23 protein-coding genes and 3 pseudogenes are annotated in these 24,616 nt (G+C 71.6%); 10 read left to right on the top strand and 16 right to left on the bottom strand.

The genetic code is table 11. The annotated features are described in order from the left end of the window. The first annotated feature begins 4 nt into the window (after positions 1–4). Complete coding sequence (locus KK483_RS29185; RefSeq protein WP_262008194.1) at positions 5–481, top strand: SAM-dependent methyltransferase; 477 nt, start codon at positions 5–7, stop codon at positions 479–481. Between the two features lie 339 nt (positions 482–820). Here KK483_RS29185 and KK483_RS29180 read toward each other — a convergent pair whose 3' ends face one another. The 11 genes and pseudogenes from KK483_RS29180 to KK483_RS29130 form a co-directional block, all read right to left on the bottom strand. Then, complete coding sequence (locus tag KK483_RS29180; protein ID WP_262009729.1) at positions 821–2,182, bottom strand: DNA-3-methyladenine glycosylase 2 family protein; 1,362 nt, start codon at positions 2,180–2,182, stop codon at positions 821–823. A 134-nt stretch (positions 2,183–2,316) separates the two neighbouring features. Beyond that, the gene (rsgA, locus tag KK483_RS29175; RefSeq protein ID WP_262008193.1) at positions 2,317–3,477 is read right to left on the bottom strand and encodes a ribosome small subunit-dependent GTPase A; all 1,161 of its coding nucleotides are present in this window, start codon (positions 3,475–3,477) and stop codon (positions 2,317–2,319) included. A 296-nt stretch (positions 3,478–3,773) separates the two neighbouring features. Next, positions 3,774–5,009 (bottom strand): annotated as a pseudogene (locus KK483_RS29170) (ATP-binding protein); the annotation flags it as partial. Continuing rightward, positions 4,994–5,542: pseudogene (locus KK483_RS29165) on the bottom strand (glutathione S-transferase family protein); the annotation flags it as partial. The pseudogenes KK483_RS29165 and KK483_RS29170, both read right to left, overlap by 16 nt. Beyond that, positions 5,539–6,096 carry an NADPH-dependent FMN reductase gene (gene ssuE / locus KK483_RS29160; RefSeq protein ID WP_262008192.1) on the bottom strand — a complete coding sequence of 186 codons (558 nt, stop codon included), beginning with the start codon at positions 6,094–6,096 and terminating at the stop codon, positions 5,539–5,541. The pseudogene KK483_RS29165 and the gene ssuE, both read right to left, overlap by 4 nt. 160 nt (positions 6,097–6,256) lie before the next feature. Continuing rightward, entirely contained in the window at positions 6,257–7,255 is a 999-nt protein-coding gene (locus KK483_RS29155) for an ABC transporter substrate-binding protein (RefSeq protein WP_262008191.1), read from the bottom strand. A 48-nt stretch (positions 7,256–7,303) separates the two neighbouring features. After that, positions 7,304–8,056 (bottom strand): amino acid ABC transporter ATP-binding protein, encoded by a 753-nt coding sequence (locus KK483_RS29150; RefSeq protein WP_262009728.1) that lies wholly within the window; start codon positions 8,054–8,056, stop codon positions 7,304–7,306. Positions 8,057–8,124: 68 nt separating this feature from the next. Further along, the gene (locus tag KK483_RS29145; RefSeq protein ID WP_262008190.1) at positions 8,125–9,141 is read right to left on the bottom strand and encodes an amino acid ABC transporter permease; all 1,017 of its coding nucleotides are present in this window, start codon (positions 9,139–9,141) and stop codon (positions 8,125–8,127) included. A 33-nt stretch (positions 9,142–9,174) separates the two neighbouring features. After that, positions 9,175–10,152 carry an ABC transporter substrate-binding protein gene (locus tag KK483_RS29140; RefSeq protein ID WP_262008189.1) on the bottom strand — a complete coding sequence of 326 codons (978 nt, stop codon included), beginning with the start codon at positions 10,150–10,152 and terminating at the stop codon, positions 9,175–9,177. Continuing rightward, positions 10,149–10,685, bottom strand: coding sequence for a GNAT family N-acetyltransferase (locus KK483_RS29135; RefSeq protein ID WP_262008188.1), 537 nt, complete (start codon positions 10,683–10,685; stop codon positions 10,149–10,151). Before KK483_RS29135 ends, KK483_RS29140 begins: the two co-directional genes overlap by 4 nt. Then, complete coding sequence (locus tag KK483_RS29130) at positions 10,682–11,887, bottom strand: LLM class flavin-dependent oxidoreductase (RefSeq protein ID WP_262008186.1); 1,206 nt, start codon at positions 11,885–11,887, stop codon at positions 10,682–10,684. The genes KK483_RS29135 and KK483_RS29130 overlap by 4 nt, the downstream gene beginning before the upstream one ends. 751 nt (positions 11,888–12,638) lie before the next feature. Between KK483_RS29130 and KK483_RS29125 the strand changes: the two genes are divergently transcribed. The 5 genes from KK483_RS29125 (at position 12,639) to KK483_RS29105 (ending at position 16,982) form a co-directional block, all read left to right on the top strand. Beyond that, positions 12,639–13,742 (top strand): amino acid ABC transporter permease, encoded by a 1,104-nt coding sequence (locus tag KK483_RS29125; RefSeq protein ID WP_399015245.1) that lies wholly within the window; start codon positions 12,639–12,641, stop codon positions 13,740–13,742. A 53-nt stretch (positions 13,743–13,795) separates the two neighbouring features. Beyond that, the gene (locus KK483_RS29120; protein WP_262008185.1) at positions 13,796–14,608 is read left to right on the top strand and encodes a VOC family protein; all 813 of its coding nucleotides are present in this window, start codon (positions 13,796–13,798) and stop codon (positions 14,606–14,608) included. A gap of 129 nt (positions 14,609–14,737) precedes the next feature. Next, positions 14,738–15,757: an aldo/keto reductase gene (locus KK483_RS29115; RefSeq protein ID WP_262008184.1), complete on the top strand. Its 1,020-nt coding sequence runs from the start codon at positions 14,738–14,740 to the stop codon at positions 15,755–15,757. Positions 15,758–15,822: 65 nt separating this feature from the next. Beyond that, positions 15,823–16,134: an L-rhamnose mutarotase gene (locus KK483_RS29110; RefSeq protein WP_262009727.1), complete on the top strand. Its 312-nt coding sequence runs from the start codon at positions 15,823–15,825 to the stop codon at positions 16,132–16,134. Further along, a complete protein-coding gene (locus tag KK483_RS29105) occupies positions 16,131–16,982 on the top strand; it encodes an amidohydrolase (RefSeq protein ID WP_262008183.1) in 852 nt (283 codons plus the stop codon). The genes KK483_RS29110 and KK483_RS29105 overlap by 4 nt, the downstream gene beginning before the upstream one ends. Here the strand turns inward: KK483_RS29105 and KK483_RS29100 are convergent. Continuing rightward, positions 16,967–17,395 (bottom strand): DUF488 domain-containing protein, encoded by a 429-nt coding sequence (locus KK483_RS29100; protein ID WP_262009726.1) that lies wholly within the window; start codon positions 17,393–17,395, stop codon positions 16,967–16,969. The genes KK483_RS29105 and KK483_RS29100 overlap by 16 nt on opposite strands. A gap of 289 nt (positions 17,396–17,684) precedes the next feature. Here KK483_RS29100 and KK483_RS29095 point away from each other — a divergent pair. Further along, positions 17,685–18,017, top strand: a pseudogene (locus KK483_RS29095) (hypothetical protein); the annotation flags it as partial. Positions 18,018–18,154: 137 nt separating this feature from the next. Here KK483_RS29095 and KK483_RS29090 read toward each other — a convergent pair. Next, positions 18,155–18,391 (bottom strand): acyl-CoA carboxylase subunit epsilon, encoded by a 237-nt coding sequence (locus tag KK483_RS29090; RefSeq protein ID WP_262008182.1) that lies wholly within the window; start codon positions 18,389–18,391, stop codon positions 18,155–18,157. A 350-nt stretch (positions 18,392–18,741) separates the two neighbouring features. On the opposite strand from KK483_RS29090, the gene KK483_RS29085 reads away from it, so the two are divergent. Both KK483_RS29085 and KK483_RS29080 read left to right on the top strand, forming a co-directional pair. Beyond that, positions 18,742–19,866: a type III polyketide synthase gene (locus tag KK483_RS29085; protein ID WP_262008181.1), complete on the top strand. Its 1,125-nt coding sequence runs from the start codon at positions 18,742–18,744 to the stop codon at positions 19,864–19,866. 22 nt (positions 19,867–19,888) lie between these two features. Further along, positions 19,889–20,452: a cupin domain-containing protein gene (locus KK483_RS29080; RefSeq protein WP_262008180.1), complete on the top strand. Its 564-nt coding sequence runs from the start codon at positions 19,889–19,891 to the stop codon at positions 20,450–20,452. On the opposite strand, the gene KK483_RS29075 is transcribed toward KK483_RS29080, so the two are convergent. Continuing rightward, positions 20,427–20,693 (bottom strand): hypothetical protein, encoded by a 267-nt coding sequence (locus tag KK483_RS29075; RefSeq protein ID WP_262008179.1) that lies wholly within the window; start codon positions 20,691–20,693, stop codon positions 20,427–20,429. The two genes, KK483_RS29080 and KK483_RS29075, sit on opposite strands and share 26 nt — an antisense overlap. Before the next feature lie 200 nt (positions 20,694–20,893). Between KK483_RS29075 and KK483_RS29070 the strand changes: the two genes are divergently transcribed. Continuing rightward, on the top strand, positions 20,894–22,060 hold the full coding sequence (locus KK483_RS29070; RefSeq protein WP_262008178.1) for a serine hydrolase domain-containing protein: 1,167 nt from the start codon (positions 20,894–20,896) through the stop codon (positions 22,058–22,060). Between the two features lie 69 nt (positions 22,061–22,129). Here KK483_RS29070 and KK483_RS29065 read toward each other — a convergent pair whose 3' ends face one another. Then, positions 22,130–22,900, bottom strand: coding sequence for a sensor domain-containing protein (locus tag KK483_RS29065; protein ID WP_262008177.1), 771 nt, complete (start codon positions 22,898–22,900; stop codon positions 22,130–22,132). 151 nt (positions 22,901–23,051) lie between these two features. Further along, complete coding sequence (locus KK483_RS29060) at positions 23,052–24,365, bottom strand: phytase (RefSeq protein WP_262008176.1); 1,314 nt, start codon at positions 24,363–24,365, stop codon at positions 23,052–23,054. Between the last annotated feature and the right edge of the window lie 251 nt (positions 24,366–24,616).

Here is a 24,616-nt window from a genome sequence, read left to right as displayed (position 1 = left end):
GGCCATGGCTCTGGAGATCAAGCCGATCGGGGAAGTGGTCACGGGCCGTACCGAGGTCGCGGATGACTACTGGGGTGGCGTCGAGTCGGTGATCCAGCTCGACGAGGCCGAATTCCCCGTGGACTCCGTGCAGGGCCTGGAGGAGTTCTCCCACCTGGTGGTCGTGTGGCACTTCGACCAGGCATCGCCGGACGATGTCGAGTACCACGCCCGCAGTCCGCGCGGAAACCCACAGTGGCCGGCAACGGGAACGTTCGCTCATCGCAACCACCGGCGCCCCAACCAACTCGCACAAAGCTTCCCACGGCTGCTCAAAATCGACGGGCTCAGGCTGCACGTGACCGATCTGGACGCTGTGGTCGGCACGAAGATCTACGATCTCTCGCCCTTCTTCGCAGAAATGGGGCCGCGAGGCCCGGTCCATGAACCCGCCTGGCCCGGCGAGATGCTGGCGGACTACTGGACCACTGCCTCTCGCTAGGAAATTGCCTTGTTATCGACCTACCGCGACCTGAATCTCGATTTCGGCCGTGCCCTGACCACGCGAATGCGGCTCGACAACACAGCTTTCGAGACGTCTGAAGGGCTCACCCCGGCGCGCGATTCCACGCACCCAGCGAGAATGCGGGAGGCCGGGGTGACCCGCTGGGTGCGGCTGCGAACCACAGCAAGGCGTCCTGCGCATCGCCAGGCCATGTGGCCGGTCCCCACGTCCGCCGCCGCGCGGTTTCCGGGGCCGTGTCTGACGACTTCGGCCTGGCGCCCGGCACCCGGCACGCCCTCCACGGAGCCCTTCGGGCACGCCTGCGGGCGGACAGTGCTAGGTGTCAGCCGCGGCCTGGTCAGGCAGGCGGGCGGACTCCAGGTAGCGCGTGGCGTACGAGCGCCACGGTCGCCACGTCTCGGTGGCGGGGTCGCCGGGGAGGGCCACGTCCGGGTCTCCGAGGGCCCGCATCCGGATCAGCGCGGCGGTGCGGGGTGACACCCCGGGCACGGCGAGCAGCGTCCGCTCGGCCTCGTCGCGGTCGGCGCCCGGGTCGAGCCGGACGTCGCCGTCGGCGAGGGCGGTCGCGAGCGGTCCGGCGACCGGATGGTCCGTCAGGGCGGCGGGTTCGGGGAAGAGATGGGTGAGCCCGCCGCACGGCCGGTCCAGGAGCTTGCCGTATGCCTCGATGAGCCGCTCGGACTCCGCGGGACCGACCACGGCCCGCAGCGCGAACTCCTCGGGCTCGGCGGCACCGGGCGAGCGCAGTCCCGGCCGGCCGGCGACGAGAGGGGCGAGCCGCGGGTCGCGGGAGAGGCGCTCCGCGACCGCGTACGGGTCGGCGTCCAGGTCGAAGAGCCGGCGCAGCCGCTGCACGGCGGTGGTGAGATCGCGTAGATCGGTCAGGTGGATCCGGGCCTCCAGCCACGACGAACCGGGCGAGCGCTCGTCGACGGCGACGATGCCGGAACCGTGCGGCAGCCGCAGAGTACGGCGGTAGGTACGGGCGCCGGGCGCACCGACGACCTCTTCGACACGGTCCGCGGCCCCGCGGGCGAGCAGGTCGAAGACCTCGCGCGCGGCGTACGGGCCGCGATGGGCGAGCCGCAGCGGGATCCCGGCGGTGCCCGCGGCCCGTTCCGTGCCGGCCTCGGCGCGGAGTTCGGTGGGGGTGCGGGCGTAGATCTGCCGGATCGTGTCGTTGAACTGCCGCACGCTGGCGAACCCGGACGCGAACGCGATCTCGGTCACCGGCAGCCCGGTGGTCTGGAGCAGCACCCGTGCGGTGTGCGCCCGTTGGGCGCGGGCGAGGGCGACGGGCCCGGCGCCCAGCTCGGCGTTGAGCTGGCGCTGCACCTGCCGTGCGCTGTACCCGAGCCGGCCCGCGAGCCCTCCGACGCCTTCGCGGTCGACGACTCCGTCGCCGATCATCCGCATGGCCCGCCCCACGACGTCGGCCCGTACGTTCCACTCGGCGGACCCCGGCACGGCATCGGGCCGGCACCGCCGACAGGCCCGGAAGCCGTGCCCCTGAGCGGCCGCGGCGGTCGGGAAGAACCGCACGTTCCTGCGCTTGGGGGTGACGGCGGGGCAGCTGGGACGGCAGTAGATGCCCGTGGTCTCGACGGCGAAGAAGAACTCGCCGTCGAAGCGGGCGTCGCGGCTGGTCACCGCCTCGTACCGGGTGTCCTCGTCCATGGGGTGTCGTCGGGTCACCCCTCCAGTGTGCGTCGGCGGCGGAGTCGGGGCTGGCGGTTTTCGGACGTGGCTTCTCCGCACCGACCGGGGTCCGGGGGCGGTGCCCCCGGACCCCGGCTCTGGGAAAACCCCGCTTACAGGCGGCCGCGTTTGGCGGCCATCGCCGCGCGGCCCTCCGCGTGGCGGAGCTTCCAGTCGCGGCGGAGCTCCGCCCGCAGCCGCGCGTCCGTCTTCGCGACGATGCGCTGGTTCTCGCGGAGCAGCTTGCGGTAGCTGTCGAGGCGGCGTTCCGGCAGCGTGCCGTCCGCGACCGCGGCGAGCACCGCGCACCCCGGCTCCGACTCGTGGGCGCAGTCGTGGAAGCGGCACTCCTCGGCCAGGTCCTCGATCTCGGAGAAGACCTGGCCGACGCCGGTTTCCGCGTCCCAGAGGCCGACGCCGCGCAGCCCGGGCGTGTCGATGAGGACACCGCCGCCCGGGAGCGCGAACAGGTTCCGCGTGGTCGTCGTGTGGCGGCCCTTGCCGTCCATGTCGCGGGTGGCCTGGACCTCCATGACGTCCTCGCCGAGCAGCGCGTTCGCCAGCGTGGACTTGCCGGCACCGGAGACGCCGAGCAGCACGCTCGTACCGCTGGAGACGACCGCCGCGAGCACGTCCATGCCCTCGCCGGTCACGGAGCTGACCGCGAGCACCTGCACTCCGGGCGCGGCCGTTTCGACGTCCTGGACGAGGTACGACCTGCCGGTGGCGTCCGGCACGAGGTCGGACTTGGTCAGGACGACGAGCGGCTGCGCCCCGCTCTCCCAGGAGTCCGCCGCGTCATGCAGCAGTGCCTCTCCGTTCGAACTGGACATGGCCAGCGCCAGGAACCGCTCGATCCGTCCGAGGTCCAGGTCGACCGCGAGCGATACACAGATGACGACGTGATCGATGTTGGTGGCCAGGACTTGGCCCTCGGAACGCTTGGACGACGTCGACCGCACGTAGGCGGTACGGCGCGGCAGCAGCGTCCGCACGTACTGCGGGTCACTGCCTTCGGGGTCGACGGCGACCCAGTCCCCCGTGCACACGACCTTCATCGGGTCACGGGGAACGACGAACTCGGTGTCGGCACGGACGACGCCGGCCGGGGTGATGACGTCGCACAGGCCACGGTCGACACGCGCGACGCGGCCGGGCAGGAGGCCCTGCGCGGCATACGGGGCGAACTCGGCCTCCCAGTCCGCATCCCAGCCGTACGGCACGAGCGGATGCGAGGCAGACGAAGACGAACCCAGGAGAGAAGAGGAAGACAAGGGTGACCCTTCACAAGGGTGGCCCGGCACCGCGCTCACTGGCGCGGGAGAAGTAGAGAGGTCAGCCGGAGGCCACGGAGGTGGACTGGATGAACTTCCGGATGCGGGCAGCGCCCATCTCAACGACAGCCATCGGTCACACCTCCCAGACAAACCAAGTCACCTGCGGCAACCCCCGGTCGCCGCTACAACAGAGCCGACCCTAGAGGTACCCGGGCCAGTGACGCCATCGAATTACGGCAACCCATTCGGCGACGATCGCGGCATGGCCCCGGCACCGCGCACACGGGCGCGGGTCACGCCATGCCGTAGAGCTTTTCCAGGTCGACCAGTTGGATATCCGGGTCGGCGTGTGCGGTCGCGTATGCCTTGTCGTTGAAGCCTGCACCGCTGAGACACATGAGTCGGGTGCTGGTGGTGTCGTAGCGTCCCGCCTGGGTGATGAGCTCCCGGATGTGCTGGAGGCGCTCGATGTGGGCGATGCCCATGATGTCGTTCCATTTGGCCTCGCCGATGGCCAGGAGCGGTGGCCTGGAGCCGTCGGCGATGCCGATGACCGCCACATCCACTTCGTGTCCGACGCGGGCCTTGGGATCGTGTACCACGCCGTGTCCGACCCGGGCAGGCAGACCGCCGACAAGTTCTGGGGCGGCGTGGTGCAGCGCCCAGTCGCGGCAGACCTGTTCGAAATGGGGACCAAGGACGTTACTGGTGAAGCGGCGGCGGCTGGCCTGCCAGACCCGGGTTGCGCTGCCGGGGCGTTCCAGCTGGTCCCAGACCGGCCGCATGATGGCGTGATAGAAGCCGATCAGCGGTTCGGCGATGCGGTAGGTGGGGCGGTTGTCGCGGAAGGCGTCGGCATCCCGGAGCAGCAGGCCGGCGTCTTCGAGGACGTTGATGGGGTGCGCGATGTCGGTGGCCTTGCGCTCCAGGTACCCGGCCATGCCCCCGCGCGTTGCGTTGCCGTCGGCGACTGCGGCCAGCACGGACAGGTACAGCGCGGTGTCTCGCAGGTCGGGCTCTTCCGCGAGCAGATAGCGGGCCTCGCGGAACAGAGGGGTCTCTGGGTTGAGGACGGTGCGGACGACCCAGTCGTCGAAGTCGTCGGCTCCGTTCGGGGTGTCGCCACGTGCGAATTCCCGGCGATACGCGGGTGTACCGCCCACGATCGCGTTGACCTGCAGGGCCAGACGTGGGTCGGTGATGTTCCAGAACTCGGCGGCCAGGCGATGGTCGAGAGGGCGGACGACCAACTCCAGCCCAGCCCGGCCTCGCAAGGGGGCGTTGCCGGACAGCAGCCTGCCCATGAACGACAGCGCCGAGCCACACAGCAGTAGCCGGGTGCGGGAGCCGCTGCGCTGGTCGCGCAGCGTCCGCAGCGCCTCTTGGATGATCGAGGGGAGCTCCGGATTCGCCTTGGCGAGGTACGGGAACTCGTCGATCACGACGGGCACGGGCCGCTCCGTGCCCAGCGCAAGGAGCGCGTCGACGGCCTCGGCCCAGTCGGAGAAGTGGTACGGACTGGCGCGGCGAGCGCGGCGGCGCGCGCCTCGGCGCCGGCACCGGACCGGCCGGCGCGCTGCGCCGCCGCGTTGATGTCCTGGTCACAGAGCCGGCCGACGGCCTCGATCCGCTCGTCGGCACCGCACGGGTACAGACACGGTCCGCGGGCGCCGAACCTCCGGGCCAGGTCCCGCAGGATCCCGGGGGCGTGCGTGCTGACGATCCGTCCGGTCCAGCTGTCGCTGAGCACCGGCGCCAGGGCCGGGCCGGGGTGCTGGTGCGAACTGGCCTCGTACAGGGGGCCCAACGCCAGGTGGCCGCCATCCGGTGCGTCGGGCACGGCGGGCAGCAGCGTCACCGGGAGGGTGTCCTCCAGGCCGAGCAGGCTGTGCGTGACGGCGATCCGCAGTGACTCCGGACAGGACAGCGCGAGGTGGAGCCGGTAGCGGTGCGGCACGGCGGGGTAGCCGCTGCGCGCGTCGCAGCCGATCCGGCTCCTGAAGGACGGCACCGTGTGCGGACGAGTGGAGGAGAGGCGTCCGGGCTCGCTCGCGGCGCTCATCCGGCGGCCGCCAGCAGCGTCCTGCGGCCGGCGAGTGCGGCGGAGAAGCGGTCGGTGACCTGGACGAGGCCCTCGGCCGCGTCGGGTGCGACGCTCAGTGTGCCATCGTCGTCGACCGTGATGTCCTGGTCGAGCGTGAACCAGCCGGGGACGATGTGCGCGGCGCCCATCGAGCTCAGCACCGGGCGCAGGGCGTAGTCGATGGCCAGGACGTGCGCCGTGGTGCCGCCGGTGGCGAGCGGCAGGACGGTCTTGCCGTCCAGTGCGTACTGCGGGAGCAGGTCGAGCAGCGACTTCAGCAGCCCGGAGTAGGCGGCCTTGTAGACGGGGGTGCCGATCACGACGCCGTCCGCCCGCTCGAACAGGGCCGCGGCCTCGATGATCGCCGGGTCCCGGAAGTCGGCCCCCAGCAGTGCTTCGGCGGGGAGGGTACGGACGTCCAGCGCGGTCACGTCGTGGCCCTGCGCGGTGAGCCGGTCGTCGAGATGGCGCAGCAGCCGTGCGGTGCGGGAGGTGGCGGAAGGGCTTCCGGAGACGGACAGGATGGTGGCCATGGCCGGGGACCTTTCAGGGTCGGGGGATGTCGGACGGCGGCGCCGGTGGGGAAGGGCCGGGGCGGAGAGGCCGAGGCGGAGGGCGGAGGGGCGGAGAGGCCGGGCGCGGAGGGGCCGGCGCGGAGGGGCCTGTAAGGAAGAGCCGCTGGTTCGTGCTCGGCTACTCGCCGGTCTTGGGCAGGCCGGGCGGGTTGATCTCCGACTTCTCGACGGTCTCGTTCGACAGGCCCCAGCGCTCCAGCACCTGGGCGTAGGTGCCGTTGTCGATGACCTCGTTGAGCGCGGCGGCGAGCGGCTCGACCAGACCGCTGTCCTTCTTGGTGGTGGCGGCGATGAGGCCCTGGAGGGTGGCGCCCGCACCGGAGTAGGTACCGACGATCTCGGTCCTGCCGGCCGATGCGACGTGGTAGGCGGCGGTCGGGTTGGGGCCGAGGAAGAGGTCGATACGGCCGGACTCCAGGGCGAGATAGGTGTCGGCGGGGGCCTTGTAGTACTTGATGTCCACCGGTTCGAGACCCGCCTTCTCGGCCTGCTCGCTCCACTCGACCAGGATCTTCTCCTGGTTGGTCCCGGTGTCCACGGCGACAGTCCTGCCCGCGACGTCCTTGTGGTCGGCGACCTTGAGGCCGCTGCCCTTCTTCGCCTCGAAGGCGAGGTCGTCCTTGCGGTAGGTGGCGAAGTCGTACTTCTCCTTGCGCTCCTCCGTGACGGTGATGTTGCTGAAGCCGACGTCGTACTTGGCGCTGTCGAGGCCGACGAAGATGTTCTCCCAGGAGACCGGGGTGTACTCGGGCCTGAGCCCGAGGACGTCGGCGACGAGATGGACGATGTCGATCTCCACGCCGATGCGGGTCTTGTCGTCGGTGGCGTAGAAGCCCAGCGGTGGCGAGCTGTCGGCGGAGCCGACGATCGCCAGGGTGCCTCTCTTACGGACCTCCGCGGGCACCTGGGCGGCTATGGAGGCGACCTTCTGCGTGGTGACGCGCTTCTGGTCGGGGCTGTTGTCGATCTTCGTGGTGGTCCTGTCCGAGCCGCTGCCCGAGCCACTGCCCGGGGCCGCGACGTCGGTCGTGCCGCCGTCGGTGGGGTTGGCGCAGGCTCCGAGGACGAGGGCGGCGGCGAGTCCGATCACGGCGGAGACGGTGCGGCGGGTGGTCATGGTCGTTCCCCTCAAGTGGTTGCGTGGCCGGCGGGAAAGGGCGGTCGCTCAGAGGACCTTGGAGAGGAAGGCGCGCGTGCGCGCGTGCCGCGGGTCGTCCAGGACGGCCGCGGGCGACCCCTGCTCCACGACGACTCCGTCGTCCATGAACACCACGGTGTCGGCGACCTCGCGGGCGAAGCCGATCTCATGGGTCACGACGATCATGGTGGTTCCGGTGCGGGCCAGGTCCTTGATGACGTCGAGGACCTCGCCGACCAGTTCCGGGTCGAGCGCCGAGGTGGGCTCGTCGAAGAGCAGCACCTTGGGTTCGAGGGCGAGCGCGCGGGCGATCGCCACGCGCTGCTGCTGCCCGCCGGACAGCTGCCGCGGATAGGCGCCGGCCTTGTCGGAGAGTCCGACGCGCTCCAGGAGCCGGCGGGCGGCCTCCTCCGCCTCCCTGCGCGGCCGGCGCAGCGCGGAGACCGGCGCCTCGACGAGGTTGTCGAGCACGGTGAGGTGCGGGAAGAGGTTGAAGTTCTGGAAGACGAACCCGATGTGGGTGCGCTGCTTCAGAACGTCCTTCTCCTTCAGCTCGTACAGCTTGTCGCCGGAGCGGCGGTAGCCGATGAGCTCACCCTCGATGCCGATCCAGCCTCGGTCGACCTTCTCCAGGTGGTTGATGGTGCGCAGCAGCGTGGACTTGCCCGAGCCGGAGGGGCCGAGGATCACGGTGACCTCGCCGGCGCGGACCCTCAGGTCGACGCCGCGCAGCACCTCCAGCGGCCCGAAGCTCTTGTGGACGCCGCGGACGTCGACCATGACGTCGTTGACGGCGTCGTTGACGGCGTCGTTGACGGCGTCGCTGCGGGCGTCGCTGATGACGTCGCTCATGGCTTCTCCTTCGCGGTGCGCGGACGGTTCTCGTTCGCCGTGCCCAGATCCCGTACGAGGCGCCGGACGCGCTGCAGCGGGGTGGGCGGCGGTGTGCGGTCGGCGCCGCGGGCGTAGCGGCGCTCCACGTAGTACTGGGCGACCGAGAGCACGGAGGTCAGGAACACGTACCAGGCGGTGGCGACCATCAGCAGGGGGATCACCCGGCCGTTGCGGCCGTAGACCACCTGCACCTGGTAGAAGAGCTCGCCGATGGCCATCACGTAGACCACCGACGTGCCCTTGAGCAGGCCGATGATCTCGTTGCCGGCCGTGGGCAGGATCGCGCGCATCGCCTGTGGCAGCACGATCCGCCGGATCTGCCGCAGCCGGGGGATGCCGAGCGCCGCGGCGGCTTCCAGCTGCCCGTGGTCGACCGAGAGGACGCCGCCGCGCACGATCTCGGCGGCGTACGCGGCCTGGTGGAGCGAGAGTCCGATCAGCGCGGCCCCGATCGTGCCGATCAGGCTGTTGCTGTCCACGGACCAGAGGACCGGGCCGAACGGGATGCCGACGCCGAGTTCCCGGTAGAGGGCGCCCAGGTTGAACCAGAACACCAGCTGGACGATCATCGGGATGGACCGGAAGATCCAGACGTAGGTCCAGGCGACGGTCCTCAGCACGGGGCTGCGCGACAGCCGCATGAAGGCCAGGACGGTGCCGAGGAGGAAGCCGAGCACGGTGGCGTAGGCGGTGAGCTGGAGGGTCACCCCCACCGCCTGGACGATCGTCTCGGACAGGACGTAGTCGCGGAAGACGGCCCACTCCCAGACCGGATTGGTGACCAGTCCGTGGACGAACTGGGCGACCAGCACGGTCACGGCGGCTGCCGCGGCCCACCGGCCGTAGTGGCGGGCGGGTACGACCGTGAGCGAGGTCGGGTCGTCAGATGCTGCGGGTCGCCGGGACGGGGCTTCGGGGCCGGTGCCCGGGACGGCCGCGCCGGGCGGCGCGGGGTCGGTGGTGAGTCCCATCGTCGTGTTCCTGCTCACCTTCCTGCCCAGCTCTCAACGGTGTTCGGGCGGGTTGATCCGCGATGCGTCGATCGCGGAGGCGGTGGTTCCCCACTTCTTGAGGATCCGGGCGTACGTTCCGTCCTTGATCAGCTGGTTGACCGCGGCCCGGAACGCGGCGGTGAGCGGGGAGCCCTTCCTGAACGCGAACCCGACGTCGAGGCGGTGGTGCTCACCGAGGAAGGCGGTCTGCGCGGCGGGCTGTGCGGCCTGGTGGCGCAGGCCGTTGATGGTCGACATGACGACGTCGATCCGGCCCTGCTGGAGCGCGGTGAACGTGGCGCCGTTCTCGGAGTAGACCTTCACGTCGTACGGCTCCTTGCCGGCCTCGGCGCACACTCCTTTCCGCGCGGTGAGGGTCGCCTCGAACGTCGTGCCGGCACCGGTGCCGATGGTGAGCCCGCACAGCTCGGTGAGGTCGCCGACCCGGGTCTTCAGCGCGGTGCTGCCCTTCTTCACCGCGAAGCCCTGGCCGTCGTTGATGTAGGTGACGAAGTCGACGGTCCTGAGGCGTTCGGCGGTGACGCCGAAGTTGCCGGTGCCGACGTCGTACTTGCCACTGCCGAGGGCGGGCAGGATCGTCTCGAAGGAGGCGTCCTGCCGCTCCAGCCTGATGCCGAGCACTTTCGCCACCGCGTCGGCGATGTCGATGTCCTGGCCCGCGGGCGGCTCGTCCTGGCCGTTCGGGTAGTACGCCCCGGGCGGGAAGCCGGTCGAGCTGCCGATCCGCAGCGTTCCCGACTCGCGTACGCCGGCGGGCAGCAGCTCGGCGACGGAGTCCACGGTGCGTACGGCGGCGACCGGGTCGTCGGTCGGTGCGGGTGATGCCTGGGCGCCCGCCGCTGTCGTGCGGTCGGTGCCGCCGGAGCCGCCGGAGCCGCAGGCGGTCAGCGCCAGGAGGGGCAGCAGCGCGAGGGCGGCGACGGCGGGCAGGCGGGTGCGGGCGCGGGCGCGGGTGCCGGGGAGCTTCACAGGTCGGCTGCCTTTCCGGTGTGTGTCCTGGCGGTTCCTGGATGCGCCTCGGCGTCGAGGTGCTTCTCGAAGGGCAGCGGGCCGATGGTCTCCGGGTCCGCCTCCGTGTCGAACAGGGGTGTGTAGCCGCCGGCCAGGTAGAGACCGCGGGCCTCGGGCTGGCGTGGCCCGGTGGTCAGGTAGATGCGCCGGTAGCCGCGGGCGGCCGCCTCGCGCTCCAGCTCGTCGACGACGCGCCGGGCCAGGCCCCGCCGGCGGTGGGCGGAGTGCGTCCAGATCCGCTTGAGTTCGGCCGTCGCCTCGTCGTGGCGGCGGAAGGCGCCGCCCGCGACGGTCTCGCCGCGTTCGAGGAGCAGGAGCAGGACGCCGCCGTGGGGCGCGATGAACTCCTCGTCGGGGTAGCGGGCGAGTTCGGTGTGGGCGTCGTGGCCGTAGCGCGCCGAGTACTCCTCGCCGAGCTCGCGCAGCAGGGGTCTGACGCGCGGGTCGGACACGGCCACTTGAACGACCGTCAGTTCGGCTGCGAAGCTCATCCGTGCACCGCCGTGAGGGCCTGTGTGCCGTGCTGGTCGCCGCCGGCCGAAGGCCGCTCGGTGTCCCGCTCGGTGTCCCGCTCGGCGTCTTGCTTGGCCTCTCGCTCGGCGTCCCGCTTGGCGACCTCGTCGCGAACGATCGGAATCACGTACCGGCCGAAGTCGATGGCGTCGCCCAGCAGGTCGTAGCCGCGGGCGGAGAGGATGTCCGCGCCGAGGTCGTAGTAGTCGAGCAGGGCCCGGGCAACGGTCTCCGGGGTACCGACCAGGGCGTTGGAGTTGCCCGCGCCGCCGGTCGCGGCGGCGGTCGGGGTCCACAGCGCGCGGTCGTAGCGCTCCCCCGCCTCGGCGATCGCGATCAGCCGCTGCGAGCCGACGTTCTGCGGAGTTGCAGCCTCCGGGGCACCGCGGCGGTGGTGGCGTACGAGACCGTCCTCGCGCCGCTGCCTGATGGCGCCGACCGTGCGGTGGGCCTTCTCCCAGGCCAGCTCCTCGGTCGGGGCGATGATCGGGCGGAACGCGACCTGGATGCGCGGCACATCGGTACGGCCCGCGGCCTTCGCGGCGGCCTTCACGGCCTCGATCTGCTCGGCGGTCCGCTCCAGCGGCTCGCCCCACAGGCAGTAGATGTCGGCCTCCGCTCCCCCGGCGGCGTACGCCGCCGGGGACGAGCCGCCGAAGGAGACGTCCGGGCGCGGCTGCTGGACGGGGAAGACGTCGCTGACGAAGTCGTGGAAGCGGTAGTGCTCGCCCTCGTGGTCGAAGGGCTCGTGAGTGGTCCAGATCTTCTTGACGATGCGGATGTACTCGCGGGTGCGGGCGTAGCGCTCGTCCTTGGTGAGCGTGTCGCCCTCGCGGCGCTGCTCGTGGTCGTTGCCGCCGGTGATGAAGTGGACGGCCAGCCGGCCCTCGCTGATCCGGTCGAGCGTGGCGAAGGTCCTGGCGGCGAAGGTGGGGTACGAGACGTTGGGCCGGTGGGCGAGCAGGATCTGGAGGCGTTCCAGCCTGCTCGCGATGTACGCGGCGGCCGGCGCGGGGTCGGGCGATCCGGAGCCGTAGGCGAACAGCACCCGGTCCCAGCCGTGGTCCTCGTGCGCCCGGGCGAGCCGGAGTGTGTACTCCTTGTCGAAGGCGGCGCCGGAGCGCGCGGTGGTTTCGGAGCCGTCGTCGGTGGCGGCGATGCCGAGGAATTCCACGGGCATGGTGTGGCCTTTCGGAGGGCTGTGGGTCGCGTGCGGGCAGGACCGGGCGGCCCCCGGCGCGATCGCGGCCAGGGGCCGAAAGGGCCTTGACAGAACCATGGTTGAGAGACCGTCAGGAGCAGACGGTCAGGAGTGGTCCGTCCGGGGGTGGTCCGTCGGAGACGGCCCGTCGGGAGAACTGCTGCTGGTCGAGGCAGGCGTGACGACGCCGGGCGTCGGAAGGAAAAGGAAACGGAACGGAAGGGAAACGGTGCTGCGGCAGCGCGCGCATGGGGAACTCGGCCCGCGACGGGGTCACCGAGAGGGTCACCGAGGGAGGGAAGGGCCGGTCAGACGGCCCGCTGCCGAGTCAGGCGCAACACGCCGCGGACCACACCCGACCGAAGTCGATGTGATCGCGCGTGACCAAGCGCGGCTGGGCATTCATGGGACCAATTGAGCAGGACTTCGTGCTGTGCGTCAAGCAGTGCCCGGATGCCGGACGGCCCCGACTGCCCGCCCGCCACGCATGGTTGACACATCCACGCGGCGGGCGCATACGATCGAGACGGACCGGCTCCGCCGTGCGCGGCAGCCGCTCCGGCCGCGTTGAGGGACGTGGCGAGCGTGTGACGACGGACCCCGGCCGCACCTGCACCGTGCCCGCGCAACAGCCGCGCAGGGTTCGTTCGCGCACGGGTGCCACCGGGTGGACACCCAGGTCCTGTCGTTTGGATCCTGCCCGCGACTGCCTCCTCCGGAGAGCCTCCCGATGATCACGCCTCCCCTTCCCCCTCTCACTGATCGCACCGATCGCTCCGATCGCCCTGATCGCACCGAGCCCAACACCGGAACGGCCACGGCGGGCAGACGGCGCCAGGCCGGCGCCCCTGGCTCCTGCCCCGACCCCGGACCCGGTCCCGGTCCCGGTCCCGGTCCCGACCTGCCGCGGATCGTGCCGCGCCGGCACACCGGCCGCCGGCTCGCCGCTGCCGCCGCGCTGCTGGTCCTCGCGGCGCTGATCGACTCCGTCGTCCGCAACGACGCCTTCCAATGGGACGTGGTCGTGCGGTACTTCACCACGGCCGCCGTGCTCGACGGTCTCCTCCTGACGCTGTGGCTGACCGCCGCGGTGATGGTGCTCGGCTTCCTGCTGGGCACCGTGCTCGCCGTGATGCGACTGTCGGCCAACCCCGTCCTCGCCACGCTGAGTTGGGGCTACGTGTGGATCTTCCGTTCCACGCCTCTGCTCGTGCAGCTTCTGTTCTGGTTCAACATCGGCGCCCTGTACCCGACGCTCGGCCTCGGCATCCCGTACGGACCCCAGATCGTCACCGTCCAGACGGTGAACCTGCTCGGTCCGGCCCTCACCGCGGTCATCGGCCTGACGCTGCACGAGGCCGCCTGCGCCGCCGAGGTGGTGCGCGGCGGCATCCTCTCCGTGGAGCCCGGCCAGACCGAGGCCGCGCAGGCGCTCGGGCTGAGCCGGCGCCGTACGCTGCGCAGGATCGTCATCCCGCAGGCGATGCGCTCGATCGTGCCGACCGCCGGGAACACGCTGATCGGCACGCTCAAGGGCACCAGCATCGTCAGCGTGCTCGCCGTGCACGACCTGCTCTACTCGGTGCAGCTGGTCTACAACCAGACCTACCAGGTCATCCCGATGCTGATGGTCGCCACACTCTGGTACGTGGCCGTCACCACCGTCCTGAGCGCGTGCCAGCACTACATCGAGCGGCACTACGCCCGCGGGACGTCCCGGCCGATGAGGGCCGCCTCGCCTCACCCGGTTGCCTCTGCGGTGGCGACCCTCCTCATTGTGTTGAAGGGTGTGAGGGAGTGGCGCATGCGCAGGGGTGCCACGTTCCGAGAATGAGGTGAGCGGCCTTGGCGACCACCACACGTGGGGTTCAGGGCACGCCCTGCTGGGTGAGCCTGACGTCACAGGACATGGGTGCCGCCCAGGAGTTCTACGGTGCGGTCTTCGGCTGGGAGTTCGCGCCCGGGATCGACGACCACGGCGCGGACATCGTCGGGTACGCGAACGGCGTGCCCGTCGCCGGGCTCATCGAGTCCACCCGGACGATGGGCGTACGGCTGCCCGTCGCCTGGACGGCGTACTTCGCGGCGGACAGCGCGGACGCCGTGGCCTCCCGCATCCGTGAGCGGGGCGCCACGGTCGCGGTGGGCCCGATCGCCTTCGGACGGGGGCGGATGGCCTGGGCCGCCGACACCCAGGACGCGCTCTTCTGCGTCTGGGAGGGGCCGGTCGCCGTCGGCTGGCACGCGGGGCGCGGGACGAGCGCCGTGGCGTGGCTGGAGCTCCACACGAGGGACCCGTTCGCCGCAGCCCTGTTCTACGGCGAAGTGTTCGAATGGGACGCCCAGGAGCCGGGTCGGATCGATGTGCGGTACGAGCACGACCGCGTGATCCTGCGGACCGGCGGCCGGACGGTCGCGGCCATGTACGGCGGCGGGGTCGCCGGTTCGCCGGATCCCGGCATCCGGCCGCAGTGGCAGGTGCACTTCTGCCGCTCCGATGTGGACGCCGCGGTGGAGCGGGCGGTCGCGGCGGGCGGCAGCGTCGCGGCGCCCGCGCGTGACACCCCTCTCGGACGGGTGGCGACGCTGCGCGACCCGGAGGGCGGACTGTTCCATCTGACGTCCGGGGAATCCCAGGAGGCCGGGGTGTGCGAGGAGTCCGGCGGCGCCCCCGAGCCCCCGCAACATCCCGCGCATTGAATCCCCCGAACCCTCCAGACATCCGACCAATCACCCCCTTCCGTCAGGAGAACCAGGACAGAAGGGTGTTGCGCACGCCCATTGATCTGATAAATATGCGGCGGCCGAACGAACGGCGGAGGGGATCCGATGCGCAGCACCACACTCGGGCGGAGCGGCTGCCCGGTGACCGAACTGGCCTTCGGGGCGGCCGGTATCGGCAATCTGTTCAGCGCCGTTCCGGATGAGGCCGCGGCTGCCGCCGTGGACGCCGCCTGGGACGCGGGTGTGCGTACGTTCGACACCGCGCCGCACTACGGGCTCGGGCTCTCCGAGCGGCGGCTCGGGGCGGCGCTGCGCGGGCGGCCCCGGGACGCGTACACGCTCTCCACCAAGGTGGGGCGGCTCCTGGAGCCGGAGCCTGAGCCGGAGTCGGAGCCGCAGTCGGAGTCGGAGTCGGACGAGGGCGCGGACAGGGACCCGGGCGGCGACCTCGCCGACGGCTTCGCCGTGCCCACGGCGTACCGCCGTCGCTGGGACTTCAGCGCCGACGGCGTGCGCCGCAGCATCGAGGAGAGCCTGGAGCGCCTCGGTCTCGACCGGGTCGACATCGTCTATCTCCACGATCCGGACGACCACGGGGAGCAGGCGTTCCGTGAGGCGTATCCGGCGCTGGAACGGCTGCGGGCGGAGGGGACCGTGCGGGCGATCGGCGCGGGCATGAACCAGGCCGAGATGCTGACCCGGTTCGTCCGGGACACGGATGTCGACGCGGTGCTGTGCGCCGGCCGGTTCACACTGCTCGACCAGCGGGCCGCGGACGAGCTGCTGCCCGAGGCGGAGGCGTGCGGCCGGAGCGTCGTGATCGGCGGGGTGTTCAACTCGGGCGTGCTGGCGGACCCGAAGCCCGGCGCGACGTACGACTACCGGGCCGTCGGCCAGGACGTGCTCGACCGGGCGCTGCGCATCAAGGCCGTGTCCGAGCGGCACGGCGTGCCGCTGCGGGCGGCGGCGCTCCGGTTCCCGCTGCGCCATCCGGCCGTGGCGAGCGTGCTGGTGGGGGCGCGGTCGGCGGAGGAGATCGAGGACGCGGCGGCGATGCGGGCTGTGCCCGTACCCGACGCGCTGTGGGCCGAACTCGCGGAGGAGGGGTTGGTGAAGCCGGTATGAGCAGCAACACGGACACGGACATGAACACGGGCACGGACGCGAGCACGGGCACGGGCACGGGCACCATGAGGGTGGCCTTGCACACGAGGGTCCGGGCCGACCGGATCGAGGAGTACGAGGCGGCGCACCGCGAGGTCCCGGCGGAGCTGCGGGCGGCGATCCGTACCGCGGGCGCCACCTCGTGGACGATCTGGCGCAGCGGCACCGACCTCTTCCACGTCATCGAGTGCACCGACTACGCGCGGCTGCTCGCCGAACTGGAGGGCCTGCCGGTCAACATCGCCTGGCAGGCGCGGATGGCCGAGCTGCTCGACGTGGTGCACGACTACTCCGCGGAGGGCGCCGGCGCCGGCCTCCCCGTCGCCTGGGAGCTGTGACCCCCGTGCGCCTCGTCGACGCCCACCACCACCTGTGGGACCTCTCCGTGCGTGACCAGGACTGGATCACCGGCGAACTCGCCCCGATCCGCCGGGACTTCCTCCTCCCCGAGCTGCGCGCCGAGACGTCCGCCGCCGGGGTGCACGCGACCGTGCTCGTGCAGACCGTCCCGGTCGCCGAGGAGACCCCTGAGTTCCTCGCCGTCGCCGATGGCAGCGCTCTCGTCGCGGGCGTGGTGGGCTGGACGGACCTCACCTCGCCGGGGGTCGGGGACGCCCTCGCCGCGCTGCGCGGACTGCCGGGCGGCGACCGGCTCGTCGGCATCCGCCACCCGGTGCAGGGCGAGCGGGACCCGGAGTGGCTGCTGCGCGGCGACGTACAGCGCGGACTGCGCGCGGTCGCGGACGCCGGGCTCGTGTACGACCTTCTGGTCCGGTCGCATCAGATGGCCGCGGCGGTCCGGGTGGCCGCCGCACATCCGGGGCTGACGTTCGTCCTCGACCACCTGGGCAAGCCGCCGATCGCGAGTGGCGAGCTGGAGCCGTGGGCGTCGGCGGTCCGGGAGCTGGCGGCGCTGCCGAACACCTTCTGCAAGCTGTCCGGGATGGTGACGGAGGCCGAGTGGAAGACGTGGACGGTGGACGACCTGCGCCCGTACGCGGGGACGGTCCTGGACGCCTTCGGGCCCGGCCGGCTGATGTACGGCTCCGACTGGCCGGTGTGCCGGCTGGCGTCCTCGTACGGTGATGTGCTGGAGGCGGCGCGGGCGCTGACCGCGGAACTGGGCGAGGAGGAGCGGGCGTCGGTGTTCGGCGGGACCGCCGACCGCGTCTACGGGCTCGTCTGACCTGTGCCGCCCGGTTGGCGCAGGACGTCGACGAGCGTCTGCAGATGGCTGCCCTCGATGCTCTTCACCGAGGTGACGAGGGTGACCGGACCGCCTCGGGCGAGGGCGAGCAGCCGATCGAGGGCGTCGGCGGCCGGGCCCTGCGCCAGCTCCTGCCGGTAGCGCGCGTCGAACTCGGCGTGGCGGGAGGCGTCCTTGTGGTACCAGGTGCGCAACTCGTTGGAGGGGGCGACTTCTTTGAGCCACTCGTCGACGGCGGCCCGCTCCTTGGAGACTCCCCTGGGCCAGAGCCTGTCGACGAGGACGCGGGTGCCGTCGCCGGGTGCCGGGGCGTCGTAGACCCTGCGCACAGTGATGCCGTCGGTCGCCTCGTCCGCGTTGCGGTCCGTATCGCCGTCCGCGTTGCGGTCCATGTCGCCGTCCGTATCGCCGTCGGCATTGCGGTCCGTGTCGCCGTCCATTCGGTCAGCCTGGCGCCGAGCGCCGTGCCGCGCAAGCGCGACCCTCACCTCAATTTCGTCCCCTTGACGATAACCATCCTGGAGCAATATCGTCTCGATGACGAAAACAGGGGGTTCCATGGCCGACATCACCCGGCGCCTCGGCTGGCGCCATCTCCGCTCCGCACCCACCGCCCACGTCCGCCACCACAGGCGCGGCAAGCTCGTCCACGACGGAACCGGGCTCAGCTTCTGGTTCCACGCCCTGACGTCGTCCGGGGTACTGGTCGGCACCGGGACGGGGGCGACGGGCTGGCTGCGGTCGCTCTGGCGGGAGCGGGGCGGCGGCCCCGCCCTGCCGGCACCGGCCGAGCCCCGGCTGGTCTGGTACGTGCGCGAGGCGTGGCCGTCGCCCGCCACCGGAACCTCCCTGGTGCAGGGGGCACTGACGGGCGGGCAGCGGCTGCGGCTCACCGTCGAGTCGGACCGGCTGGTCGCCTTCGGCGACGGCATGGAGTCCGACGCGCTCGAACTCACCTGGGGGCAGACGGTCCGGCTCGGGGTGGCGGACACCGCGCTGCGGCTGCTCGTGTGACCCGCTCGCCGCGCCCGGGCCGTCGCGCCCGGGCACGGCGAGCGGCGACAGCAGCTCGACAGCTTCGCGATTCGGTAGCTCCGCGGGTTCGGCGGCTCCGCAGTTCGGCGGCTCCGTTGGTTCGAGATTTCGGAAGCTCAGCGGGACCCGGGGTCGAACGCCGCCACCGACCTGTCCCGTTCCCGCCAGGATCCGCAGGGTGCGAAGCCGCCGCCCCACGCCCGGTCCCAGTGGGCTCTGCGTTCCCCGGCCCGGGGCGCTGCGGCGCCGGGCCCGCTCCGGCGCGTGGACGCGAGGACGCCGAGCACCGCCATCAGCGCGGCCAGTTCGTCCTCGTCGGGGTCTCCCTGCACGATCCGTATGTCGCAGTTCATGGCAGGCTCACCGACCCACCGCTCGAAAGCCGGGCCTGCGTATCGCGTTCTCCGTCATCGGGTTCATCTCCCGGTGGGTGCTCGTCGGCGCTTGTGCGCTTGTGCCTGGTGCTCGCACAGGGGCACGTTCGCCCTCACGCCCACTTGTGCTCATGCGCCACACCGGTTCGCACCCGGTGAGCGCTTACGGCCCCCTCACGGAGCCCATCCCTTCCCGATCGGCGGTCCACCGGCCCGGAAGAGCGCCGTCCATCACCCGTTCGGCGCAAGTGTCAGGCCCTCCCCCAGCGAGCGAAACCGCTTCCTGTCGCACATCCTTTTGATCGAAAGCGAGAGAAGGGCGACACGTCATGGCTACGCTGTGCAAACCCACGGTGTCGGTTCCCGACCACGTGATCACCATGGAGCAGACCCTTGATCTGGCACGGACCGTGCACGCGGACCATCCGCAACTGGGGCTGGCTCTCCGGCTCATAGAGAACACCGGGGTGGCGAAGCGGCATCTGCTGCGACCGATCGAGGAGACACTCCGGCATCCGGGCTTCGAGCATCGGAACTCGGTCTACGAGGCCGAGGCCAAGGCGCGCGTGCCCGCGGTGATCCAACAGGCGCTCCAGGACGCCGAGGTCCGCGCCGAGGACATCGACGTGATCATCTTCGTGTCGTGCACGGGCTTCATGATGCCGTCGCTCACCGCGTGGCTGATCAACGAGATGGACTTCCGCACCGACGTCCGTCAGGTGCCGATCGCCCAACTGGGCTGCGCGGCCGGCGGTGCCGCGATCAACCGCGCGCACGACTTCTGCACCGCCTACCCCGAGGCGAACGCCCTCATCGTGGCCTGCGAGTTCTGCTCGCTGTGCTACCAGCCGACCGATGTGAACGTCGGCAATCTGCTCTCCAACGGCCTCTTCGGGGACGGCCTGGCGGCAGCGGTGGTACGCGGCCGGGGCGGCATCGGCGTCGAACTGGAGCGCAACGGCTCGTACCTGGTCCCGCACACCGAGGACTGGATCGCCTACGACGTCCGGGACACCGGCTTCCACTTCAAGCTGGACAAGCGCGTCCCCGGCACGATGGAACCGCTCGCCCCGGCGCTCAAGGAGCTGGCCGCCGACCACGGCTGGGACGCCACGGCGCTGGACTTCTACATCATCCACGCCGGCGGGCCGCGGATCCTGGACGACCTCAGCATGTTCCTCGGAGTCGAGCCCGAGGCCTTCCGCTTCAGCCGGGCGACGCTCACCGAGTACGGGAACATCGCCAGCGCCGTCGTACTCGACGCCCTGCGCAGACTCTTCGAGGAGGGGAGCACGGAGCACTCGGCGAAGGGCATTCTCGCCGGGTTCGGTCCGGGCATCACCGCGGAGATGTCGCTGGGCCGCTGGTCCGTCCCCGGCGGGCGGCGGGCCTCGGGCATGCCGATGCCCGCACCCGCCCCGGCGCCCACGCCCGGCCCCGCGCCGCGGGCCTGACCGGACCGGAACGAGTGATCCTGTGACCGCACATGCAGGCGCCCTGGCCAGGGCCGCACTCGTCGAGCCGGCCGAAGGGCTGCTCGTACCGAGCGGCCACGGCCGGACGATCCGCACGGCCGCCCATGAGGTGACGTTCAAAGTCACGGGCGAGCACTCCCGGTTCGCGTCCAGCTTCGAGGTCGTGGTCTCCCCCGGCTTCGACGTCGGCGCCCATGTCCACACCCGCAGCGAGGAGCTCTTCTACGTGCTCGAAGGCGAGTTGGAGGTGCTCGCCTTCGAGCCGCGGGTGCGGACCCGTGAAGACTGGCGCCACTGGGAGTCGTCGACGGGCCGCCGCACGGTCCGCGCGGGCCCCGGCACGGTCATCGTCGTCCCTCCCGGCTGTCCGCACGCCTTCGCCAACCGCACGGACGAACCGGCCAGGATGTTCTTCCAGGCGTCCCCGCCGCCCGACCACGAGCGCTACTTCGAGGAACTGCTCGACATCCTCGACGCGGGCGGCCCGCCCGACCACGCGGCCGTCGCCGAACTGCGCGCCCGCTACGACATCGAGCAGCTCACGCCCCTGCGCCACCACGCGTAGTGCGCCGGGTGACGCCGGCCGAGTGGACCTCGCTCACCAGGCCGAAGAGCTCTGCCTCATTTCCCGCGAGGCCCGCGGCGGCCAGGGCCTGGTCCGCCTCGGCCAGCGGGGCCGTGAGCGCGGGGGGTGGCGGGGCGGCACCGGGGGGTGCGGCGAGCGCTGCGCGCACGGCGCTCAGCAACCGCAGATACGCCTGGGCGGCGGCTCGTTCACGGGACGTCGTCACAGCGGTCACGCTCATCGGTCGGCCATTCCTCTCGTGTGATGTGGCTCCGTGCTCGCTCGGTCGATACGACGGAGCACCGTCCACCCTGCCCCATGCCACTGACAACGGGCCTCTTCACTCCGATCCGACCAGTCGGTATGTTGCCGGGGTACCCGAACTGCCGGGTGCCGGACTGCCGGCTGCCGACGGCAGCGCGGACTGGAGGCGGAGGAGCCATGGACGAACCCGTTCCGCGTATCGAGGGCCACTGCCACGAGCGATTCTCCGCGGTGCGGGCCGCGTTCGAGGAGAACTTCCGCGAACGCGGCGAACTGGGCGCAGCCGTCACGGTCGTGGCCGGCGGCGAGACCGTCGTCGACCTGTGGGGCGGGTGGGCCGACGGGGCGCGGACCCGCCCGTGGCAGCGCGACACCCTGGTCAATGTGTGGTCGACGACCAAGGGCCCGACGGCCCTGTGCGCGCACATCCTCGCCGACCGGGGACTGCTCGACCTGGACGCCCCGGTCGCCTCGTACTGGCCGGAGTTCGCCGCGGCGGGCAAGCAGGACATGCCCGTACGGCATCTGCTCTCGCACCGCGCGGGCCTGTGCGGGCTGCGGGTGCCGCACACGCTGGACGACCTGTACGACTGGGAGTCGACCACGTCCAGGCTGGCGGCGACGGAGCCGTGGTGGGAGCCCGGCACCCGGTCCGGCTACCACGCCATGACGTACGGCTTCCTGGTCGGCGAGGTGGTGCGGCGCATCACCGGACTGCTCCCCGGTGAGTTCCTGCACCGGGAGGTCACCGGCCCCGGCGGCGTCGACTTCACGATCGGCCTGCCGGAGAAGGAGGCGGACCGCGCCGCCGAGCTGGTGCACCCACCGGCGCCTGCGGGCAGCGAACAGGCCGCCGCCTTCGCACAGTTGGCGCCCGCGGCCGTGGCCGCGCTCGCCAACCCCCTGGTGACCGCCGCGACCGCCAACACCCCCGAGTGGCGCGCCGCCGAGATCCCCGCCGCGAACGGCCACGGGACTGCCCGCGCGGTCGCCGCCCTGTACGGCGTCTTCGCCTCGGGCGGCCTGCTCGGCGAGCGCCGCGTGCTCTCACCGGAGGCCGCGGAGCGGGTGCGGGAGGGCCAGGGCCCGTGCCGGGACCTCGTCCTCGGCGCGGGCTTCGCCCACGACACGGAGCTGGGCCTCGGTCTCTGGCTGAGCGGCCCGAACGGCTCGTACGGCCCGAACCCGCGGGCGTTCGGCCACGACGGCTACGGCGGCTCGTGCGGCCTCGCGGACCCGGAGGCGGGCGTCTCGGTCGGGTACGTGATGAACCGGATGGGGCCGCACATCGCCGACGACCCGCGGAAGATGGCGCTGGTCGCGGCGGTGTACGGGGCGCTGTGAGCACGGTGCCCCGGTGGTCCGCGCTTGCGGATCGCCGGGGCACAGGAGGCGGTTACGGGACGAGACGGCTCAGCCGAGCTTGGCGACCTGGGCGTCGATGACGGCCTTCGGCAGCGGGGAGGGCTTGTCCAGGGCCCCGAGGTTCGCCGAGGAGAAGGAGGCGAGGGTCGAGCCCTGGCGGACGACGGTGATGGTCGTCACCATGGCCGTGCCGCCCTGCTCGCTGGTCACGGTCCAGGCGGCCGCTTCCTCACCAGCGGTGATGCTCGCCTTCTCGACCTTGGTGACCTTCTGCTTCTCCCCCTTCGTGGTGATGGTGAAGCCGCCGGCGCACGCATCGCCGGCGCCGGTCAGGGCGTCGAAGACATCGTCGGCGCCCGTGGCCTCGTAGGAGGAGAGAGCCACCATCGTCATCGTCACGTTGAAGGCCGCCGCGAGCGCGTCGGGGGACGTGGTGTCCGAGGGCTTCTCGGGCTCACTGACGACCTTGCGCTGCACGTCGGCCACCGGCGTGCCGTACGACAGGCCGGCGCCGGTGTGGGCGAGCGGCTCACAGGCCGGGTTGTCGACGGCGATGTCCTTCTTCTCTCCGATGTCACCCGCCCCGGGAGGCGTGACCTTGTGGCCCTTGACGTCGCCCTGGGCCAGTGCGGCCTTCTCCAGCTCGGCCGCCGTCAGCGCCTTGGCCGCCGCCGGGGCGGAGGCGCTCGGCTGCTCGCTCACCGTCTTGCCCTTGCCCTCGTCCCCCGACTCCTGACCGCCGCCGCAGGCGGTGGCGAGGAGGGCGAGGGAGACGAGGGAAGTGGCGACGGCGGACCGGCGGAGGACAGTTCTTCGCATGGTGCAACTTTCTCTGTTTTCAGATGACGAACAGCGTCAACCTACGGGTCCGGGAGACCTCCGACGATCACCGCGACACTGCCCGGTACTTGATTGTGATGGGCGTGTGACCAGGGAAAACGCCCTACGAACCACGAGTGTCCGCCAGGGTTCAGTCGTCGATACGGTCCATGACGTCACCGAGGTCGACGAACTTGAAGTTGGTCGCCTCGCGGTCGCCGTCCCCCGGGGCGTCGTGGCCGTCCTGGACGACCAGGAGCCCGCGCGGGTACCGCCGGCCGAGCGGGGCGTTGAGGACGGCCGCTCCGTCGCACTCCTCCGAGCCGTCGACGGCCGCGGAGGCGGCGGAGACGCGGAAGCCGCCCTCGTACTCATTGGCGTCGGAGAGCTCACGGTCGTAGAGGGCGAAGGTGTTGTCGCCCTGGCTGGAGGCCAGGAGGTAGCCGTCGTCGCCGGTGCGCTCGGTGAGCAGGGTCAGCCCTTCGACGTCGGCCGACAGGTGCTTGCCGCCGTAGCCGGGGTCCGCGCCGGGCGCGCACTCCTCGGTCTCCTCGTCGTAGGTCCCGGGGACGCCGAACTCGCGGACCTTGTCGAGCAGTTTCGGCTTTCCGCTGAGGTCGGCGCGTATCCGCCAGATACCGACGTCCTCCTGACCGGCGTAGAGCGTGCCGCTGGCCGGGTCGACCACCATGCCTTCGACCTGGGGCAGTTCACCCGGCTCGCCGCAGGGCTGCCAGGTGGTGCCGTTCGGAAGCGGGAAGGCTGCGGGGAGTTCGACGGTGCGGACCGTGCGGTAGGTGACGGTGCCGGCGCGCGTCGGGACGAGCTCCAGCAGCGCGATACCGGTACGGCTGCGGCGGCTGGCGAGCGCGTACGCACGCCCGCTCGCCGGGTCGGTCCAGGTGGCGAGGCCGTACGCGGTGGCCTGCTCGTTGATCTCCTCCTGGCCGGAGGAGAACACGGCCGGCGCGGCGGGGTCGGTGATCTCGGTGAGCGGGCCGCCGCGGCGGCCGGGGTCGATGCGGTACACGCGGAGCCGGTCGTGTCCGCGGTCCGTGACGACGGCGACGTCGGCGCGCCCGCCGGGCAGTTCCACCCCGTGGACGAGGTCGACGTTGTTGAACCGCCCGGGGGCGTCGTCGGGCCCGGGCGCGGGCGGAGCGGCGATCGACTGCACGACCTTCGCGTCGAGGTCGTACACCCGCAGCCCGCCCTCCTTGGCCGTGGCGACCACCAGGCTCCGGTCCGGGTCCGCGTCGTTCCGCCAGATGGCGGGGTCGTCCGCGTTGGCGTTGCCGCCCGCTTCGTCGTCGTACAGGGTGGCCGCCTCAGCCCTCGGCACCACCCCTGGAAGCGCCCGCCCCCCGTCCGCCTGCGCCCCCGCGGGCGGCACGGCGGCACTGAGCGCGGCGAGGGCGGTACCGAGAACGAGAGCGGTGGATCGGACGGGACGGTGCCGTCTCATGAGGTCTCCTGACGGTCGGTCGCACTGTCGGGAACATGGCAATTGCCGAGCGTGAGCGTCGACCGCCGAGATGGCGGTAACGGGTACGGAGAGCGGTGGCCGCATGTGCCGTCGGTGAACGGCCGAACACAACCCGAAGGCAAGGGGCCCCGGCCGTATGTCTCCGGCCGAGGCCCTCATTCAGTTGGCTCTGACGTGTTGGGCGCGCACCACAGCCGATACGCGCTCAACAGCCATTCACTTCCAGTGTG

The sequence above is a fragment of the Streptomyces sp. FIT100 genome (genome assembly GCF_024584805.1).
In the GTDB taxonomy this organism is placed as follows: domain Bacteria; phylum Actinomycetota; class Actinomycetes; order Streptomycetales; family Streptomycetaceae; genus Streptomyces.
Note: the sequence above shows the minus strand (reverse complement) of the source record. Positions and strands in the feature narration are given on the sequence as shown.

Excerpts from the sequence above, each read along its gene's own strand:
- KK483_RS29185 (WP_262008194.1), top strand. The coding sequence starts at position 5 with ATGGCTCTGGAGATCAAGCCGATCGGGGAAGTGGTCACGGGCCGTACC.
- KK483_RS29180 (WP_262009729.1), bottom strand. The coding sequence starts at position 2,182 with ATGGACGAGGACACCCGGTACGAGGCGGTGACCAGCCGCGACGCCCGC.
- ssuE (WP_262008192.1), bottom strand. The coding sequence starts at position 6,096 with ATGGCCACCATCCTGTCCGTCTCCGGAAGCCCTTCCGCCACCTCCCGC.
- KK483_RS29155 (WP_262008191.1), bottom strand. The coding sequence starts at position 7,255 with ATGACCACCCGCCGCACCGTCTCCGCCGTGATCGGACTCGCCGCCGCC.
- KK483_RS29150 (WP_262009728.1), bottom strand. The coding sequence starts at position 8,056 with ATGGTCGACGTCCGCGGCGTCCACAAGAGCTTCGGGCCGCTGGAGGTG.
- KK483_RS29145 (WP_262008190.1), bottom strand. The coding sequence starts at position 9,141 with ATGGGACTCACCACCGACCCCGCGCCGCCCGGCGCGGCCGTCCCGGGC.
- KK483_RS29135 (WP_262008188.1), bottom strand. The coding sequence starts at position 10,685 with ATGAGCTTCGCAGCCGAACTGACGGTCGTTCAAGTGGCCGTGTCCGAC.
- KK483_RS29130 (WP_262008186.1), bottom strand. The coding sequence starts at position 11,887 with ATGCCCGTGGAATTCCTCGGCATCGCCGCCACCGACGACGGCTCCGAA.
- KK483_RS29125 (WP_399015245.1), top strand. The coding sequence starts at position 12,639 with ATGATCACGCCTCCCCTTCCCCCTCTCACTGATCGCACCGATCGCTCC.
- KK483_RS29115 (WP_262008184.1), top strand. The coding sequence starts at position 14,738 with ATGCGCAGCACCACACTCGGGCGGAGCGGCTGCCCGGTGACCGAACTG.
- KK483_RS29110 (WP_262009727.1), top strand. The coding sequence starts at position 15,823 with ATGAGGGTGGCCTTGCACACGAGGGTCCGGGCCGACCGGATCGAGGAG.
- KK483_RS29100 (WP_262009726.1), bottom strand. The coding sequence starts at position 17,395 with ATGGACCGCAACGCGGACGGCGATACGGACCGCAACGCGGACGAGGCG.
- KK483_RS29090 (WP_262008182.1), bottom strand. The coding sequence starts at position 18,391 with ATGAACTGCGACATACGGATCGTGCAGGGAGACCCCGACGAGGACGAA.
- KK483_RS29085 (WP_262008181.1), top strand. The coding sequence starts at position 18,742 with ATGGCTACGCTGTGCAAACCCACGGTGTCGGTTCCCGACCACGTGATC.
- KK483_RS29075 (WP_262008179.1), bottom strand. The coding sequence starts at position 20,693 with ATGAGCGTGACCGCTGTGACGACGTCCCGTGAACGAGCCGCCGCCCAG.
- KK483_RS29070 (WP_262008178.1), top strand. The coding sequence starts at position 20,894 with ATGGACGAACCCGTTCCGCGTATCGAGGGCCACTGCCACGAGCGATTC.
- KK483_RS29065 (WP_262008177.1), bottom strand. The coding sequence starts at position 22,900 with ATGCGAAGAACTGTCCTCCGCCGGTCCGCCGTCGCCACTTCCCTCGTC.
- KK483_RS29060 (WP_262008176.1), bottom strand. The coding sequence starts at position 24,365 with ATGAGACGGCACCGTCCCGTCCGATCCACCGCTCTCGTTCTCGGTACC.